Source organism: Novosphingobium album (ex Hu et al. 2023) (assembly GCF_022832385.1).
Classification (GTDB): domain Bacteria; phylum Pseudomonadota; class Alphaproteobacteria; order Sphingomonadales; family Sphingomonadaceae; genus Novosphingobium; species Novosphingobium album.
Genome location: NZ_JALHLE010000005.1, coordinates 1 through 17035 on the forward strand (window position 1 = coordinate 1; position 17035 = coordinate 17035).

The following is a 17035-nucleotide window of genomic DNA, read 5'->3' on the forward strand; positions in this document are numbered from 1 at the left end:
AGGGACCGGATATATCGCCTCGCTCATTCCTCTTTCTCCTCTCCGTCAGGTCTAACGGGCAAACACGCCATCACGCCAGACTTTATCGCACGCCTTAAGCCGGGATCGTGCGCTCGGGCCACACTGCTTTGCGTTCCATCATGCACTACAGTCTGGTATTGTCCCGCAATCGAGACGCTGGACGGTGCCTTGCTGCCGAATTTTTCCCGGCAATCATGCACCACGCCAAAATGGCGAGACAAGGTCTGATCTCGATCAAGGCGCAAGATCCACTATCAATCTAGGGAGCAGCCACCCCCTCACCGGAGTTCCTCTGCCATGTCTCTTTCCGACACCTTCACGCTTGCCACGCGTTCCGGAATCGAACTCGAAGTCCGCCCTGCCACAGAGGCAGACGAGTCCGCATTGGCGGCATTCTTCGACCGCGTGTCGGATGAGGACCGGCGCTTCCGCTTTCTGGCGGCGGCGGAGCACGTCACGCACGAACAGCTCGCACCGCTGGTCCACACCGATCATTTCCGCACCGATTCGTGGCTGGCCTTCAACAAGGCGAGCGGCCAGGTCGTGGCTTCCGGACTGCTGGCCTGTGACGGTCCGCTCGATACATGCGAAGTGGCGATCTCGGTCTGCGGCAACCATCGCGGCAAGGGCGTGGGCTGGAGCATGCTCGATTTCCTGGCCAGGCAGGCCGAAGCGCGTGGCTGCCGCCGCGTGATCTCCATCGAAAGCCGGGCCAATCATGCCGCGATCGAACTGGAACGGGAAAAGGGATTCGTCCCCGAGCCGTTCGAGGGCGACCCGACACTCGTCGTCTTGTCCAAGACTTTCCGCTAAAGGCATTTTCCCCAAGCGCACCAGAAACAGGCCAGGTCGGATGTATCCTCTGGCCGTTGGGGGGACGGCGCCTGCGGATCGTCGACGCTATGGTAACAAGGCCGGCGGCGAATTTGCCATACCGCTCCACGCAGCCATGTTCGAACATATCGCCGGTCACGCCAGCAAGGACTGACCTGCACAAGAAAGGGCGCGCCATTCGGCACGCCCTTTCCTGAAATTCGCGACGCAGCTGGCGTCAGATGTGGATCGCGCGTCCGTAAGCCGCGAGCGTGGCTTCGTGCATCGTTTCCGAGATGGTCGGATGCGGGAACACCGTGTTCATCAATTCGGCTTCGGTCGTCTCGAGCGTCTTGCCGACAACGTAGCCCTGGATCATCTCGGTCACTTCCGCGCCGATCATGTGGGCGCCGAGCAGTTCTCCGGTCTTCGCGTCGAACACCGTCTTCACGAAGCCCTCGGGCTCGCCCAGCGCGATCGCCTTGCCGTTGCCGATGAAGGGGAACATGCCGACCTTCAGTTCGTAACCGGCTTCCTTGGCCTTGGCCTCGGTCAGGCCGACCGACGCGATCTGCGGGTGGCAATAGGTGCAGCCCGGAATGTTGCCGCGGTTGAGCGGGTGCGGGTGCACATCCTTGTTACCCAGTTCCTGCGCGATCGCTTCGGCCGTCGTGACGCCCTCATGGCTCGCCTTGTGCGCCAGCCATGGGCCTTCGACACAGTCCCCGATCGCCCAGACGCCCGGCACGTTGGTACGGCCGTAGCCGTCGACCTTGATGTGAAAGCGCTTGTCGGGCTCGATGTTCAGGTCCTCAAGGCCGATGTTCTCGACGTTCGGGACGATGCCGATGGCGACGATCACGTGGCTGAATTCGACTTCTTCCTCGGAACCACCCTTGGGCGTTATCTTGACCTTCACTCCGTCTTTGCCGGCCTGAATGTCGCCCGTCTTGGCGCCGGTCATGATCTTCATGCCCTGCTTCTTCAGCGCCTTTTCAAGGAAGGCAGAGACATCGGCGTCCTCGACCGGGACAACGCGGTCCATCATCTCGACGACCGTCACGTCGACGCCCATGTCGTTGTAGAAGGTCGCGAACTCGATGCCGATCGCACCCGAGCCGATCACCAGCAGCTTGCTGGGCATTTCCTTGGGCGTCATGGCGTGGCGGTAGGTCCAGATGCGCTCGCCGTCAGCCTTGGCCTTGGGCAGATCGCGAGCGCGGGCACCGACCGCGATGATGATGTGCTTGGCCTCGAGCGTCTCGGTGCCCTTCTCGCCAGTCACTTCGAGCTTGCCCGGCGCAGTGAGCTTGCCGGTGCCCATGTGCACGGTGATCTTGTTCTTCTTCATCAACCCGGTCACGCCGCGGTTGAGCTGATCGGCAACCCCGCGCGAACGCTTCACCACCGCATCAAGATCGGCGGTGATGTTCTCGGCCGCCAGCCCATAGTCCTTGGCGTGTTTCATCTGGTGCATCACCTCGCCCGAGCGCAGCAGCGCCTTGGTCGGGATGCAGCCCCAGTTGAGGCAGATGCCGCCGAGCCGCTCACGCTCGACAATCGCGGTCTTGAGGCCGAGCTGCGCGCAGCGGATCGCCGAAACGTAGCCGCCGGGGCCGGAACCGAGAACGATGACGTCGTAGGAATCTGCCACTGCTTCAAATCTCCTGATCGGTGGTGCCCTGCTCTATGGCTCTGGGCTTGCCACTATCGTCCACCGCAACAAAGGTGAACTGGGCTTGTGTAACTTTGACTGCTTCTTCCTCGTGGCGATGCCGCCGCCAGGCTTCGATGGCGATAGTCATCGAGCTGCGCCCCATGCGGAGCAGTTCGCCATAGACCGAAACCTCATCGCCGACCTTGACCGGCAGATGAAACTGCACACCGTCCATCGCAACCGTCACGGCACGCCCATGCGAGCGCCTTGCGGCGATAAGTCCCGCGCCCATGTCCATCAGGCTCATCAGCCAGCCACCGAAGATATCGCCATAGGCATTGGCGTCGGCGGGCATGGCCGTGATCCGGATGACGGGTTCGCGGACGGCGCCCGTCATGCCACGTTCGTTCCCATGGCATCGGCAATGGCGCAAGGACGATCATTACCGTCCAGCACCACGAATGTGAAATGCCCGCTGGCCACGTCGGTGTGCGCCTCGCTGGCGCGGGCCCGGCCGACACCGCGCGTTGCGATCGTCATCGACGTGCGGCCCGTGCGTTCGATCCGCGCATAGACGTTAAGCTCGTCACCCACCTGCATCGCGCCGGGGAACGCAAAGTCCGTCGCCCCGACGACCACTGCCTTCAGCCCGGTGCGCCGGGTGACGAACGAGGCAGCGCCGAGCGCGAGCTGGCACATCAGCCAGCCCCCGAACACGCCGCCATAGGGATTGAGATCGGTCGGCATGGCCGTCACGCGGATGACCAGTTCGCCGTCCTCTTCCTGCATGATCAGGCAACCATCCCGAGCGGGCTTTCGACGTATTCCTTGAACGCGGCCATCAGGCGCGCGCCGTCGGCGCCATCCACGGCACGGTGATCGAAGCTTCCGGTTGCGGTCATGACAGTGGCTACTCCCAGAGAACCGTCTGGCATAACCCACGGGCGCTTTTCACCTGCCCCAATGGCGAGGATACAAGCCTGCGGCGGATTGATCACGGCGGTGAAGTGCTTGATGCCCATCATGCCCATGTTCGAGATCGAGGCGGTGCCGCCCTGGTATTCGGCGGGCTGCAGCTTGCCTTCCTTGGCTCGCTTGCCCAGGTCCTTGGTGGCCCTGGCGATCTCGGAGAAGGACTTGCCGTTGGCGTCCTGCACGATCGGCGTGATCAGACCGCCCGGGATCGACACCGCAACCGAGACGTCGGCACGTTCGTAGCGGATCAGCTCGGCGCCAGCAAAGGTCACGTTGCACTCGGGCACGTCGATCAGCGCCTTGCCGAGCGCCTTGACCAGCATGTCGTTGACCGAGACCTTGACGCCCTGCTTCTCGAGCGCGGCGTTGAGTTCGCCGCGCATCGCCATCAGCTTGTCGAGGCGGATATCGACCGTCAGATAAATATGCGGCGCTTCCTGCATCGACTGGGTCAGGCGGCGTGCGATCGTCTTGCGCATGCCCGAAAGCTTCTCGACCGTGTGCGGGATGCGGTCGTCGAGCAGTGCGCGGGTTTCGGCAGCCATTTCCACCGAGGCGGGCTTGGCGGCCGCAACGGGTGCCGGAGTGGCATCGTTGGCGGGCGCAGCGGCCTTGGGCTTGGCCGTGCCGGGCTGTGCGCCCTCGACGTCGGCCTTGATGATCCGGCCATGGGGACCCGAGCCGGTCAGGCTGTCGAGATCAACGCCCTTGGCGGCGGCGAGACGCTTGGCAAGCGGAGATGCGATCACGCGATCATCCTTCGAACTGGAGGTTTTCGGAGCAGCCGGGGCGGCAGGCGCCGGCGCAGGTTCGGGGGCCTTGGCTTCGGTCCTTGCAGGCTCGGCCTTCGGCGCCTCGGCTATGGGTGTTTCGACGGCAGCAGGTGCGGCGGGCGAGGCATCCTCGTCCTCGCTGTCCAGGAGTGCGATCACGGTACCGACCTTCACGCCTTCGGAACCTTCGGCCACCATGATCTTGCCGATCGTACCTTCATCGACGGCTTCGAATTCCATGGTTGCCTTGTCCGTCTCGATCTCGGCCATGATGTCGCCCGAGCTGACGGTGTCGCCTTCTTTGACCAGCCATTTTGCCAGTTTCCCTTCTTCCATAGTCGGGGAAAGAGCGGGCATCTTTATTTCGATAGGCATGGAAGCGGTATCGTCCCTTGTGATCCTGGGGAGGGTTCGGCTCGTTTTCTCCTTGGACAAGTTGCGCGCGACGCACAAGCGCCTAGCCACTCCTTTTTCGCATTCGTGATGGCTTGCACCGCAACCTGAATGGCCTGATAAGCCCGCCCCGAGAGGAACATCGATGCGCGTCTATCTGGTGATTGTCGACGAAACCGAGGAAGCAATGGTCGCGCTGCAGTTCGCAACGCGGCGTGCCGCAAAGACCGACGGTATTCTGCACCTGCTGGCACTTGTGCCTCCGCAGGAGTTCAACGCATTCGCAGGCGTTCAGGCCACGATCGAGGAAGAGGCACGCGCGCGGGCCGAAACCATGGTTACAGCGGCCGCCGGAAACCTGCTCTCGCAAGGTGCGAAGATGCCGCTGATCTCGGTGCGGGTGGGCGAGGACATCAAGGTCGTGCGCCAGTACCTGAAGGAACATCCCGAGGTTTCGGCACTTGTGCTTGGCGCGGCCAAGGAAGGCGGGCCCGGGCCGCTGGTCGCGCACTTCACGGGCGCGGGCATGGCGCACATGACCTGCCCGGTATTCGTGGTGCCCGGCGGGCTGGATGCTGCGGCGATCGAAAAGCTGAGCTGAAAACGGAAGCAGCGCGCGCCTTACCCCACCCTTCGACAGGCTCAGGGTGAGCGGTTTTTGTTTTTCCGCCGGTCACACAAAACCCGCTCATGCTGAGCTTGTCGAAGCATGAACAGAAAAGCGCGTCCTACCGCTTCTTGCCGCGCCCCTGATGCCGGATATTGGAAGGCCGTCCGCGCTTGCCGACCAGATGGTTGCCGCGCTTCTTGAGTGCCACGGGCTTTCCTCGCGGCTCTATGCGGCCACCGCCCGCTTCCAGTTCGAATTTCAATGCACCCGTCAGCGGATTGGCTTCCGCCAGACGCAGGCGCAGGATTTGACCGACCGCATAGCTCGTCCCGCTCCGTTCGCCAGAAAGGACCTTCGCCTTTTCATCGTAGCCGAAGCGTTCGTCGCCGAGCGTAGAGATTGGCACCAGACCGTCACCGCCAAGGCCGATGATCGTCGCGAAGAAGCCGAACTTCTGCACGCCCGTGATACGGGTATCGAAAACCTCGCCCACGCGTGATGAGAGCCACGCAGCGACATAGCGGTCGATCGTCTCCCGTTCGGCCTCCATGGCGCGGCGTTCGGCCTGGCTGATGGCCTCGCTGACCTTGCCGAGGTCCTCGCGGTCGCGCTCGGACAGGCCGGATGTGGCAGGGATGTCGCCCTGTGGTTTCGGCTGTTCGAGATGATAGGCATCGACCAGCGCGCGGTGCACGAGCAAGTCGGCATAACGGCGGATCGGTGAAGTGAAGTGGGCGTAGGAACCCAGCGCAAGGCCGAAGTGCCCTTCGTTGCGCGGGCCATAGTAGGCCTGCGTCTGGCTGCGCAGCACCGCTTCCATGATCAGGACCTTCTCGCTCTCGTCGGCGATATCCTTGATCATGCGGTTGAACAGGCCGGGGGTAATGACCTGCCCCATCGCCAGCTTCTTGCCAAAGGTTGCCAGATAGTCCTTGAGCGCCACCAGCTTTTCGCGGCTCGGCGTCTCGTGGACGCGGTAGACGACCGGCGCCACCTTGGCTTCCAGCGCCTTGGCGGCTGCCACGTTGGCAGCGATCATGAAATCCTCGACCACACGGTGCGCGTCGAGCCGTTCACGGATAGCGATTTCAGCGATGCGGCCCTTGTCATCGAGCTTCACCCGTCGCTCGGGCAGTTCCAGTTCCAGCGGATCGCGCTGATGACGTGCGTGCGCGAGGGCTTTCCAGCAAGCCCAGAGGTCCTGCAGGAACGGCTCCGCCTTGCCCTGATCGATGCGAGCCTGCGCGTCCTCGTAGGCGATCACTTCGTGAATGCGCACGATGGCACGGGTAAAGCGCCACTCCTTGACCCTGCCCTCGGCATCGATCCGCAAGTGACAGGCCATGGCAGCCCGGTCCTCGCCCGAACGTAGCGAGCAGACATCCGCCGAAAGCACTTCGGGCAGCATCGGCACGACGCGGTCGGGGAAATAGACCGAGTTACCCCGCCGCCGCGCCTCGCGGTCGATATCACCGCCCGGCCGCACGTAGAACGAGACGTCGGCAATCGCGACGAGGGCTCGGAAGCCCCCTTCCCCGTCCGGCTCGGCCCAGATCGCGTCGTCATGGTCGCGCGCGTCGCTGGGATCGATTGCGACGATCGGCAGGTGCCTCAGGTCCTCGCGCTTGTCCGGGCTGAGCGGCATCTTCGAAACGCGCTGCGCCTCGTCCAGTGTCTCTTCGGTGAAGACATTGGGAATGCCGTGCTTGTGGATAGCGATCAGGCTGAAAGCCTTCGGCGCCAAGGGCTCTCCCAGTACCTCTGTGACTTTCACCGCAGCGCGCGCAGACCGGCCAACGGGCTCGGCCAGCACCAGTTCGCCAGCTTCGGCGCCGCCCAGATCGGAAATCGGCGAGGAATTGCGGATGCGTTTGTCGACTGGCGCCAGCCAGGGCTTGCCCCCGCCGTCGATCTCGACAACGCCGAGCACCTGTTCGGAGCTCAGCGCCAGCTTCTTCATCGGGAACGCGCGCCAGCCCGTCCCGGTCTCCTCAGTGCGCGACAGCACCCGGTCGCCTTTCTTGAGCGCCGAGCCCTTGCCCTTTTCCACCAGACGAATGCGCGGCGGCGGCGTTGCGTCTTCGGGCTGCCAGGTATCGGGCACGGCAATGGCCTCACCCTCGTCGATATCGATCACCCGCAGCACGGTAACCTTGGGCAGCCCGCCCATCTTGTGGAAAGCCGTGCGCTTGCCGTCGATCAGCCCTTCCTCGGCCATATCCTTCAGCAGGGCCTTGAGCTGGATATTCTCCTGCCCTTTCAGCCCGAATTCGCGCGCGATCTCGCGCTTGCCGGCGGGCACCGGCGAGTTCTGGATGAAGTCGAGGACCTGCTTGCGCGTCGGCAAGCCGGGCGCGGGCCGTTTACTGGGAGCCATCCCGCTGCAATGGGGCTTCATGCGCCCGATTGCAATGGCGCCCGCTCAGCGGCGCACAGTCATGGCAGCGCAGCCAGCGGCTCGAAGGCCCCGCCGGGGACGGCTGCGGCCACCGGGCTCTCGCTGCCATCCGCCGCGATGGCGCTGACGCCGAGGATCCAGTCATCACCGCGCAGGCCGTCAAGCTTCGCTCCGGTCTCACTCGTGTGCGCAACAACAGGTTCGGCTTCCCATTCCGTGGCATCGGTCGCACGGCGCCAGACATTGTATGCCACTGCGCCCGGCACCGGCTTCCACGTCACGTCGGTCCAGGTCTTCACCGCTGCGTCGGCCAGTGGCGCAGGCGGCATCGGCGCGCTGGCCAGAGCGGCCAGCGCTGCGACGTTGAGGCGCGTAACCTTGGCGAGATAGGGAAAATCCATCTCGCTCACCGTGTCGCCGTACGTCACACCATCCTGCGTGCGAAGATCCTGATGCTGGTGGTCGTAGTCTTCCACTGCGACGGTAAAGCGCACCGCCGGATAACCCAGTTCAAGAAACGGCAACTGATCCCCGCCGCGCCCCATGCGGTCGGCCCGCCAGATCTGGCGCACCGACAGATCGTCCTGCACGCCGCCTGCCAGTCCCGCGACATAGCGCGAAATGTTGCGCCCGGGGCTGTCGTTCTCACCACCAAAGCGCCGGGCAGCGGCGCGGGTCTTCTCCGTGGCATCGGCCCGCGGTCCTTCGGAGAACACGCGCACATGGGTATCGTCGCAATAGCCATCCGATCCGCACGAGCCACCGACGATATCGTTGTTGAGCACGGCCTTGACCGTCCAGCCCTGCTGCTTCGCATAGTCCGCCAGCAGCTTGCCGCCGAACAGCCCCTGCTCCTCGCCCGAAAGCACAGCATAGACGATGGTGGTGGGGAACTTGCGTTGCGACAGGACGCGTGCAGCTTCGAGCACCAGCGCCGTACCGGAGCCGTCATCGTTGGCACCGGGCGCATCGCTCGTGGCATCCATCACGTCCGTCACCCTGCTGTCGATATGGCCCTGCACAATGACGACTTCGTTAGGCCTCTCGGTACCGCGCTGGATCGCGACGACATCGACGAGCCGCACCGGCTCGGGAATGCGCGCGCCGCTGGTCATGGTCTCGGGGGTGACGACCTCCAGGCAATTTCCGCAGGCCTTCGAACTGGCCCGGAACTGTGCTTCGGCCCAACGCCGGGCAGCGCCGATGCCGCGCTTGGGATCGGTCTGTGAAGACAGTGTGTGGCGGGTGCCGAAACCCACCAGCGTCTCCACATCGGCCTTGAGCCGGGCTTGCGATACCTCACTCTGTTTCTGCGTGTCTGCTGCGGCGGGGGCAGCGGCAACAAGCGAAGCACTTAGGCTCAAAACGATCAGGCTGGTCGGTCTGGACATATCCCGCCTTGTCCAACCAAGACTGCCGGTTGGCAAGGCCCGCGTTGCGCCCTCAGAGATGATCCGGTTCGGGGCCGTAACGGTTATCCCCATCACTCGATGGCCAGACACCGAAGATGATCACGATCAGCAACGGCACCCAGCCCAGCAGTCCCTGCAGCGCATACTTGCTGCGTTGCATCTGTGCCGCCGCCTGCATGGCGGACGGGTCATTCAGCTTCATCGAAGTGATGAAAGACACCATTTCGCCGATCATGCCGATGGTCAGAACGATCGAGAGCAATTGCAGCACGACGGCAAGCGCCGCGATCCATCCGCTGTTGCCCGAGTCATGCAGCCTCCGCGCAAACGCGGCCGCGAGCAGCAGTGTCATCACAATCGACAGAACGACAGACATCCACATTGTCAGCTGTATCAGGCCTGCCATGCGCTCGATCATCTGTTGCTGTATGGCAGCCTGATCGGCGCCGCCGCGGGCCGATTGAAAGACGTCCACCGCCATCGCTCCGCCCGCCACGATCGAGACACCGAATGTGGTCACCAGCTGTATGATCGCAAGGAACAGGACGTAGAACCAGAAGGTCGAACGCGAATCCCGGCCGGAAAAATTCGTCAGGCTGGACAAATTGTGCCGGATTGCCTCGATCATCGCGTTCCCCTTGCTGTGCTGGTATCAGTAAGCCCTTGCGATATATATCCTTTCGACGGCGGGCCGTCCCGTGAAAATACATTCACCGGCGACGGGCTCGGCATCCAGCGGCGTATTGCGGATGGTCAGCTTCAGTGCCTTGAGCTTCTGGACGACGCTTTCCAGCTCATTCCCCGTCGGGCGGACCCATTCGGCTTCGACCCAGCCCGGATAGCGCTTGTCCTCTGCGAAGAAAGCCTCGACTTCGGCGAAGCTGGACACTCGGGTGAGCTGCGCATCGCGCTTGGCCTTTGCTTCCACGAACAGCGCGGACTGGATGTTCTCCAGCTCGGCGCCGGCCATGGCGACGAATTCGTCCTTCGGCATGCCGATGAAATTCGCCTTTGCGGCGTCGTTCCACAGCTTGTCGCGGCGCAGCATGGACACCTGGCCACCGGCCGCATCGCGCCCGCCGATCTCGAGGATCAGCGGCACGCCCTTCTTGACCCACGCCCAGCGCTTTTGCGTGGCCTTGCCCGGACGCTTGTCGAGCAGGACGCGCACGCGCTCACCCAGCGCCGACCGCCCCGCCAGTTCCTTGCGCAGATCCTCGCAGTAGGCGAGCAGTTCCTCGTCCTCCGGCTTTTCGCGCAGCATCGGCAGGATCACGATCTGGTGCGGCGCCACGGCAGGCGGCACGCGGAGACCGTCATCATCGCCATGCGTCATGATCATGCCGCCGACCATGCGGGTCGACGTACCCCACGAAGTCGTGTGGCAATACTGCTGGGTGCCTTCGGCGTCCTGATACTGGATGCCGGCAGCATGCGCGAAGCCAGTGCCGAGGTAGTGCGAGGTACCCGCCTGCAGCGCCTTGCCATCCTGCATCATCGCTTCGATCGAATATGTCGCGACGGCGCCGGGGAAGCGTTCGTTCTCGGGCTTCTCGCCGGTGATGACTGGCATGGCGAGCTCGGTCTCGACGAAATCGCGGTACATCTCGAGCGCGCGCAGCGTTTCCTCTAGCGCATCCTCGCGGTTGGCGTGGGCAGTGTGGCCCTCCTGCCAGAGGAACTCGCTGGTGCGCAGGAACATGCGTGTGCGCATTTCCCAGCGCACGACGTTGGCCCACTGGTTGGTGAGCAGCGGCAGATCACGCCAGGACTGGACCCAGCGCGCCATGGCGGCGCCGATCACGGTTTCCGAGGTCGGGCGCACGATCAGCGGCTCTTCCAGCCGGGCTTCGGGATCGGGGACAAGCCCGCCCTGCCCGTCGCCGATCAGGCGGTGGTGGGTGACGACCGCCATTTCCTTGGCGAAACCCTCGACGTGCTCGGCTTCCTTGGCGAAGTAGGAGAGCGGAATGAATAGCGGGAAGTAGCAGTTCTGGACGCCCGCAGCCTTGATCCGGTCATCCATCAGGCGCTGGATGCGTTCCCAGATGCCGTAGCCCCACGGCTTGATGACCATGCACCCGCGCACGCCGGATTCCTCGGCCATTTCGGCCTCGGAAATGACTTCCTGATACCACTGGGCGAAGTCGTCCTCGCGCTTGATCGTGAGGGCGTGACGGATGGCAGACACGGGTGCTTCTTCCTGACTTGGTGTTGCGTCCGGGAGATCATCCCCCGGCGCGCACCCGCTGGCCTTTATTTGCCCAGCGCGTCAAGCTTCTTCTGCATGGCCGCCATCTGTTCCTTGAGCGAAGCAAGATCACCTGCGTCTTCCGGCGCGGCGGGTTTCGCTTCGGGCTTTTCCGCGCCGGGCATGAACGCGGCCGACGCCGCGCGGAACATGGCCATGTTCTGCTCGGCCAGCTTGGCGAGCGGATTATTGCCAAGGCTGTCCTCGAATGCCTTGGCCAGCTTGCTCTGGTTGGCGCGGAAGTTTTCCATCGAGGCTTCGAGATAGTGCGGAATCAGCGACTGCATCGAATTGCCATACATGCCGATCAGTTCGCGCAGGAAATTCACCGGCAGCATCTGCTCGCCGTTGGTCTCCTCTTCCATGATGATCTGGGTCAGGATGGTGTGCGTGATGTCGGCACCGGACTTGGCATCGAGAACCTTGTAGTCGACGCCTTCGCGGGTCATCTTCGCAAGGTGATCGAGCGTGATGTAGCTCGACGACCGCGTGTTGTAGAGCCGCCGGTTCGCGTACTTCTTGATGATAACAGTGTTGTCGTCGCTCGACGCCGCTTCAGCCATTGCCAATCCCCGTTTTCATTGTGCGGCCACGTTACCATTCAGGGATATCGCGATGCAACAAAAATTGCTGCGCAGCAAAAGACCGAAATGTGCCGTTTCAGCGCGCGAAACGATGTCCCAGCACGGTCAGCAATTCATATTGGGACAACCCGGTCTCGGCTGAGGCTTCCGGCAAGGCGTAATCGGCCGTCACCCAGTCGCCCTCACGCAGTGAGGGAGCCCCGGAAAGGTCAATTACCGTCATGTCCATGCTCACGCGGCCCAGCACCGGCAGCACCTGCCCGTTCGCGTGAAAACGTCCCCTGCCGGACCAGCAACGCAGGTATCCGTCGGCATAGCCGAGTGCGATCGTGCCGACGCGCATAGGTTCGGTCGCGGTAAAAGTGGCATTATAGCCGATGGTCTCGCCGGCCGTGACATCTCGCACTTGCAGAATGGCCGCCTGCGGCTGGACCACCTGCCGGATCACGCCGGCCAACTCCGTGCGCGGCACACCCCCGTAAATTGCAATACCCGGGCGGGTCAGGTCGCCATGATAGTCGCTGCCCAGCGCGATGCCCGCGCTGTTGGCAAGGCTGCCCCGCTGATGCCGAACCGCTGCGCGAGCCTGCCCCCAGCGGTCGCGCTGGACACCATTGGACGCAACGTCCTCTTCTGCCGAAACGAGGTGCGAAAGCAGCACATCCACCTCGAGCGCGGCAACGCTCTCGTCGCCGAGTTCCGTTAGCGGCAGGCCGAGGCGGTTCATTCCGGTATCGACCATGAGATGGCACCGGCCACCCCCGCCCGCGACCCAGCGCCGGGCCTGTTCGAGCGAGTTGATGACCGGCGTTGCTCCACTCGCCACGGCGAAGGCCACGTCGGCATCGGTCAGCGGACCATGCAGGACCGAGATCGAGCCGGGTGCCGCAACATCCAGCAGAGCCTGTGCCTCCGACCAGTGTGCCACGAAGAAGTCGTGGCAGCCGGCCGCGTGCAGGATCGGCACGACCGCGCGGGCGCCAAGGCCATACCCGTCCGCCTTGACTGCCGCCCCTGCCCGCGCATTGCCGGACATCCGGTCCAGCGCCTGCCAGTTCGATCGCAAGGCATCGGGGTCAAGGCCGAGCCTCAGGGCCGGCGCAGGTACGTCAGGAAGCATCTTCACCATAATCACGAGGAGGACCGCCGTGCAGTCCCCAGATCGCCACGATCAGCCCGAATGCCACCACCACCCAGGTGTACCACAGGCCGGCATAGGCATCGCCGGTCCGGGCATTGATATAGCTTGCGATCAGCGGAAGGAAGCCGCCCAGATAACCGGCCCCGATGTGGTAGGGAATGGACATTGAGCTGTAGCGGATCGGTGCCGGGAACATTTCGCACAGCTGGGCCGCGACACCGCCGTAAGTCAGCGCCGAGAGTGCACCCAGCACCAGCAGGATACCCGCGATGCCCAACAGCGCAGGCAGACCCGGCGTCTGCACACTGAAATCGAAACCGTGCGCAGTGAGCGCTGCTTCGATTCCAGCCTTGCGTGCCTTGTCCGCATCCTTCTTGTGCGCAGCATCGTCGGCCAGCCATGCAGGTGCGATGTCCACGGCCCTGCCACCAACGGTCAGCGACAACTGGTCCGCGGCCTGAACGGTGTAGGGCACGCCGCTGGCAGTAAGCGTTTCAAGCAGTTTGCCGCAATCGCTCAACTTGTTGCCGGAGAGGTCCGCGAACGGATCGGTGGCGCAGGCCTGACCGGACACCACGACCGGTGCCGCCCTGGCACTGGCCTGAAGCCCTGGGTTGGCCAGCGTCCCCATGCCCCAGAACAGCGGAAAGATCAGCACCAGCGTCGCTGCCGCACCAATCACCAGTGGCAACTTGCGTCCGATCTTGTCCGACCAGCCACCAACGATCACGTAGAAGCTCATCGAAATCAGCGCGGTGAGGCCGATGACCACTTCGACAACGGTGGCATCGACCCGCATTGGCCCCTTGAGAAACGACAGCGCGGAGAAGAACGCGGTATACCAGATCGTCGTCAGGATGCCGGTCACTCCGAACAACGCGATGAAGATGCGCTTCTTGTTGCCGGGATAGGTGAAGCTCTCGACGAACGGATTGCCGGAAATCTCCCCCTCCTCTCGCATGGCAATGAAGACGGGGCTTTCGGAGAGCTTGAGTCGCATCCACAGCGAGATCGCCAGCAAGGCGAGAGACAGAAGGAACGGCACGCGCCAGCCCCACGCGGCAAGGACGTCATCGCTGAAGGCAGCCTGATTGAGCAGGACCACGATGATCGACAGCACGAAACCGCCGACAACGCTGCCCTGGATGTAGCCGGTGAAATACCCGCGCCGGCTGGGCGGCGAATGCTCGGACACATAGATCGCCGCGCCCCCGTATTCACCGCCAAGCGCGAGGCCCTGCAGGATACGCAGCACGATGACGATGAGCGGCGCCCACAACCCGATCGTGTCCGCCGAAGGAATGAGGCCCACGCCCGCCGTGGAAATGCCCATCAGCGTGACGGTCACGAGGAACGTGTACTTGCGCCCGAGCTTGTCGCCAAAATAGCCGAACAGAATGGCGCCAAGCGGCCTGAATCCGAAACCGACGGCAAAACCGGCCCAGACCAGCAGGATCTGCAATGTCGGACCGACCGAAGGGAAAAAGGCCTTGCCGATGAAAGCGGCCATCGTGCCGTAAATGAAGAAGTCGTACCACTCGAAGATCGTGCCGGCTGAGGATGCGGCAATCACCAGCTTGATGTCGGATGCGCTGGGCTCGGGCCCGTGCGGATGCTGGTGCTGGTCTGCCATGCGTTCTCCCCCGTATCCTACCCCGGAGCTATCGCCTCTATACGTCCGTTTCGCCGCTGGGAAGCACCTGCATTGCCGCGTTCCACGGCAGCATCACCGCACCATGCCGGGCGGGGTAGTCCCGTGCGGCGGCGATAATGGACAGGCCGGGCCAGGCCGGCATGTCCGCTTCGCCCGCCAGCCAGGCAGCGATGGCCCGCCCGGCCGCATGGATGGCCGGCCCGTTTCGTCCCGCAGCCCCCTGCATGAAGATGGCCGCTGCTGCTTGCCCGATAGCGCACGCCTGACTGCGCACGCCCATGCGCGCGATCGTGCCGTCCGCCGCAGTCTCCAGACCGAGTACTACGGTGCTGCCGCAACTCTTGGAACGCGCCTCGGCCCTCAGGGGCAAATCGTCGATCAGGGGAAACCGCGCCAGATCGACAGCCAGCCCCAGCACGTCAGGGGTGTAGAGAACAGCAGTCGACATGCTTCAGTTCCCGCTTTCCGCCGCCATGGCTTCACGGCGGCGCTGGGCGATAAGCTGCACCAGCGCTTCGCTGCTGGCATTGATGAACGGATAGGTCCGCGACTGGGTGATCCAGTCCGGCCGCCCGCCGTGGTCCCACACGGTATCGTAGCCCAGCACCAGAACCGAAAAGCCCAGCACCACGATCACCACCCCCTTCACGGCACCGAATCCGAAACCGAGTACGCGGTCTATCGGTCCCAAAGCCGATGCACGGCTCGCCTTGCCTGCCCATCGCGCGATAACCTTCACGGCTGCGAAGGGGACGAGCAGCAACAGGGCAAAGGCGAGTACACCGGCGCCGGATTCAGTGCCGATGCGCGGGATCAACCAGTAGGTAACCGGGGTATGCAGCATACGGATCGCGAAGATCGCAAAAACCCAGGCGCCCAGCGCCAGGATTTCCTGCACGAAACCGCGAATGAAGCCGGTGATGGCGCCCAGCCCGACGAAGAGCAGAACGGCAATGTCGAAGCCAGTCATAGGCATGCGAAATTATGCGTCCGAAAGAATGCGGTCAACGAGGTTAGGCAACATCGCCAGGCCAGTGAATTTCATGCCTTTCTCCGGGGCCGCGCCCCCCGCAGGGCCGAATCCCCGCGCGAACCCCAGCTTTGCCGATTCGCGCTGTCGGATCGATGAATGGGCGACCGGTCGGATTTCACCGGCCAGCGACACTTCGCCAAACCAGACGGCATCGTTGCCGAGCGGCTTGTCACCAAGTGCGGAGACCAGCGCCGCGGCAACCGCAAGGTCCGCCGCAGGATCGGCCAGCCGGTAACCGCCCGCCACGTTGAGATAAACTTCCGCGCTGGAGAAGTTGAGCCCGCAACGCGCTTCCAGAACGGCGAGGAGCATGGCCATGCGCCCGTTGTCCCAGCCCACGACGGCGCGCCGCGGTGTCGCACCGCTCTGCAGACGAACGATGAGCGCCTGGATCTCGACCAGCACCGGCCGCGTGCCTTCCATCGCCGGGAACACCGCGCTGCCCGCCATCGGCTCCTCGCGCCCCGACAGGAACAGCATCGAGGGATTGCCCACTTCGGCAAGGCCATCGCCTTCCATCGCGAAGACGCCGATCTCGTCCACAGGACCAAAGCGATTCTTGAGGCTGCGCAGGATGCGGTACTGATGGCTGCGCTCCCCCTCGAAGCTCATCACCACATCGACCATGTGCTCCAGCACGCGCGGGCCGGCGATCGTGCCGTCCTTGGTGACGTGGCCCACGAGGATCAGCGTGACGCCGCTCTCCTTGGCGTAGCGGATCAGTTCGAACGCGCAGCCGCGCACCTGGCTCACCGTGCCCGGCGCGCCCTCGATCTGGTCCGAATGCATCGTCTGGATCGAATCGATCACTAGCAGCGTCGGCGGCTCCATCGTGCCGAGCGTCGTCAGAATATCGCGTACGGATGTGGCGGCGGCGAGCTGGATAGGCGCCTTGGACAGCCCGAGCCGTTCGGCACGCAGGCGCACCTGTCCGGCCGCTTCCTCACCACTGACGTAGACGGCCCGCCCGCCATTCGTTGCGATATGGGCAGAGACCTGCAGCAAAAGCGTCGACTTGCCGATTCCCGGATCGCCACCCATCAGGATAGCCGAACCGGGGACGAGTCCTCCGCCCAGTGCCCGGTCGAACTCGGCAAGGCCAGTCGCCCGCCGTTTGGGCATTTCGCCGGGCTGATCGAGCGGCGTGAACTGAATCGGCCTGCCGCCGGACGACAGATCGTGCTTGGCGGAAAACACCGTCTGCGGCGCATCCTCCACCAGCGTGTTCCACTCGCCGCAGTCGGCGCATTGCCCCTGCCAGCGCGTCGCCACGCTCCCGCAGGCCTGGCAGACATATCGGCGTTTCGGTTTGGCCATGAG

Annotated in this window: 16 protein-coding genes; 2 read left to right on the forward strand and 14 right to left on the reverse strand. The window is 63.7% G+C overall.

Annotated features, from left to right (window positions below):
* Positions 1-318: 318 nt before the first annotated feature.
* Positions 319-834 carry a GNAT family N-acetyltransferase gene (locus MTR64_RS03970; protein ID WP_243991108.1) on the forward strand — a complete coding sequence of 172 codons (516 nt, stop codon included), beginning with the start codon at positions 319-321 and terminating at the stop codon, positions 832-834.
* 238 nt (positions 835-1072) lie between these two features.
* Here the strand turns inward: MTR64_RS03970 and lpdA are convergent, their stop codons facing one another.
* From lpdA to MTR64_RS03990, 4 genes are read right to left on the reverse strand one after another with little or no spacing between them, the layout of a single operon-like run.
* Positions 1073-2488: a dihydrolipoyl dehydrogenase gene (gene lpdA, locus MTR64_RS03975; protein WP_243991109.1), complete on the reverse strand. Its 1416-nt coding sequence runs from the start codon at positions 2486-2488 to the stop codon at positions 1073-1075.
* A gap of 4 nt (positions 2489-2492) precedes the next feature.
* Positions 2493-2888, reverse strand: a complete 396-nt coding sequence (locus MTR64_RS03980; protein WP_243991110.1) for an acyl-CoA thioesterase — start codon at positions 2886-2888, stop codon at positions 2493-2495.
* Entirely contained in the window at positions 2885-3280 is a 396-nt protein-coding gene (locus MTR64_RS03985) for an acyl-CoA thioesterase (protein WP_243991111.1), read from the reverse strand. Before MTR64_RS03985 ends, MTR64_RS03980 begins: the two co-directional genes overlap by 4 nt.
* A 2-nt stretch (positions 3281-3282) precedes the next feature.
* The gene (locus MTR64_RS03990) at positions 3283-4614 is read right to left on the reverse strand and encodes a pyruvate dehydrogenase complex dihydrolipoamide acetyltransferase (RefSeq protein WP_243991112.1); all 1332 of its coding nucleotides are present in this window, start codon (positions 4612-4614) and stop codon (positions 3283-3285) included.
* A 163-nt stretch (positions 4615-4777) separates the two neighbouring features.
* On the opposite strand from MTR64_RS03990, the gene MTR64_RS03995 reads away from it, so the two are divergent.
* Complete coding sequence (locus tag MTR64_RS03995; protein ID WP_243991113.1) at positions 4778-5233, forward strand: universal stress protein; 456 nt, start codon at positions 4778-4780, stop codon at positions 5231-5233.
* Positions 5234-5360: 127 nt separating this feature from the next.
* Here the strand turns inward: MTR64_RS03995 and rnr are convergent, their stop codons facing one another.
* From rnr to radA, 10 genes are all read right to left on the reverse strand, one after another.
* Positions 5361-7619 (reverse strand): ribonuclease R, encoded by a 2259-nt coding sequence (gene rnr / locus MTR64_RS04000; protein ID WP_243991114.1) that lies wholly within the window; start codon positions 7617-7619, stop codon positions 5361-5363.
* 59 nt (positions 7620-7678) lie between these two features.
* Complete coding sequence (locus MTR64_RS04005; RefSeq protein WP_243991115.1) at positions 7679-9031, reverse strand: M28 family peptidase; 1353 nt, start codon at positions 9029-9031, stop codon at positions 7679-7681.
* A gap of 52 nt (positions 9032-9083) precedes the next feature.
* The gene (locus MTR64_RS04010; protein ID WP_243991116.1) at positions 9084-9680 is read right to left on the reverse strand and encodes a DUF805 domain-containing protein; all 597 of its coding nucleotides are present in this window, start codon (positions 9678-9680) and stop codon (positions 9084-9086) included.
* A gap of 24 nt (positions 9681-9704) precedes the next feature.
* Positions 9705-11243: a proline--tRNA ligase gene (gene proS / locus MTR64_RS04015; protein WP_243991117.1), complete on the reverse strand. Its 1539-nt coding sequence runs from the start codon at positions 11241-11243 to the stop codon at positions 9705-9707.
* 65 nt (positions 11244-11308) lie between these two features.
* Positions 11309-11866 (reverse strand): polyhydroxyalkanoate synthesis repressor PhaR, encoded by a 558-nt coding sequence (gene phaR, locus MTR64_RS04020; RefSeq protein WP_243991118.1) that lies wholly within the window; start codon positions 11864-11866, stop codon positions 11309-11311.
* A gap of 97 nt (positions 11867-11963) precedes the next feature.
* Positions 11964-13007, reverse strand: a complete 1044-nt coding sequence (gene alr, locus MTR64_RS04025) for an alanine racemase (RefSeq protein WP_243991690.1) — start codon at positions 13005-13007, stop codon at positions 11964-11966.
* The gene (locus tag MTR64_RS04030) at positions 12997-14661 is read right to left on the reverse strand and encodes an MFS transporter (protein WP_243991119.1); all 1665 of its coding nucleotides are present in this window, start codon (positions 14659-14661) and stop codon (positions 12997-12999) included. Before MTR64_RS04030 ends, alr begins: the two co-directional genes overlap by 11 nt.
* A 37-nt stretch (positions 14662-14698) precedes the next feature.
* Positions 14699-15130 (reverse strand): iron-sulfur cluster assembly scaffold protein, encoded by a 432-nt coding sequence (locus MTR64_RS04035; protein WP_243991120.1) that lies wholly within the window; start codon positions 15128-15130, stop codon positions 14699-14701.
* Between the two features lie 3 nt (positions 15131-15133).
* Positions 15134-15652 carry a CvpA family protein gene (locus tag MTR64_RS04040; protein WP_243991691.1) on the reverse strand — a complete coding sequence of 173 codons (519 nt, stop codon included), beginning with the start codon at positions 15650-15652 and terminating at the stop codon, positions 15134-15136.
* A gap of 12 nt (positions 15653-15664) precedes the next feature.
* The gene (gene radA, locus MTR64_RS04045) at positions 15665-17032 is read right to left on the reverse strand and encodes a DNA repair protein RadA (protein WP_243991121.1); all 1368 of its coding nucleotides are present in this window, start codon (positions 17030-17032) and stop codon (positions 15665-15667) included.
* Positions 17033-17035 lie beyond the last annotated feature (3 nt).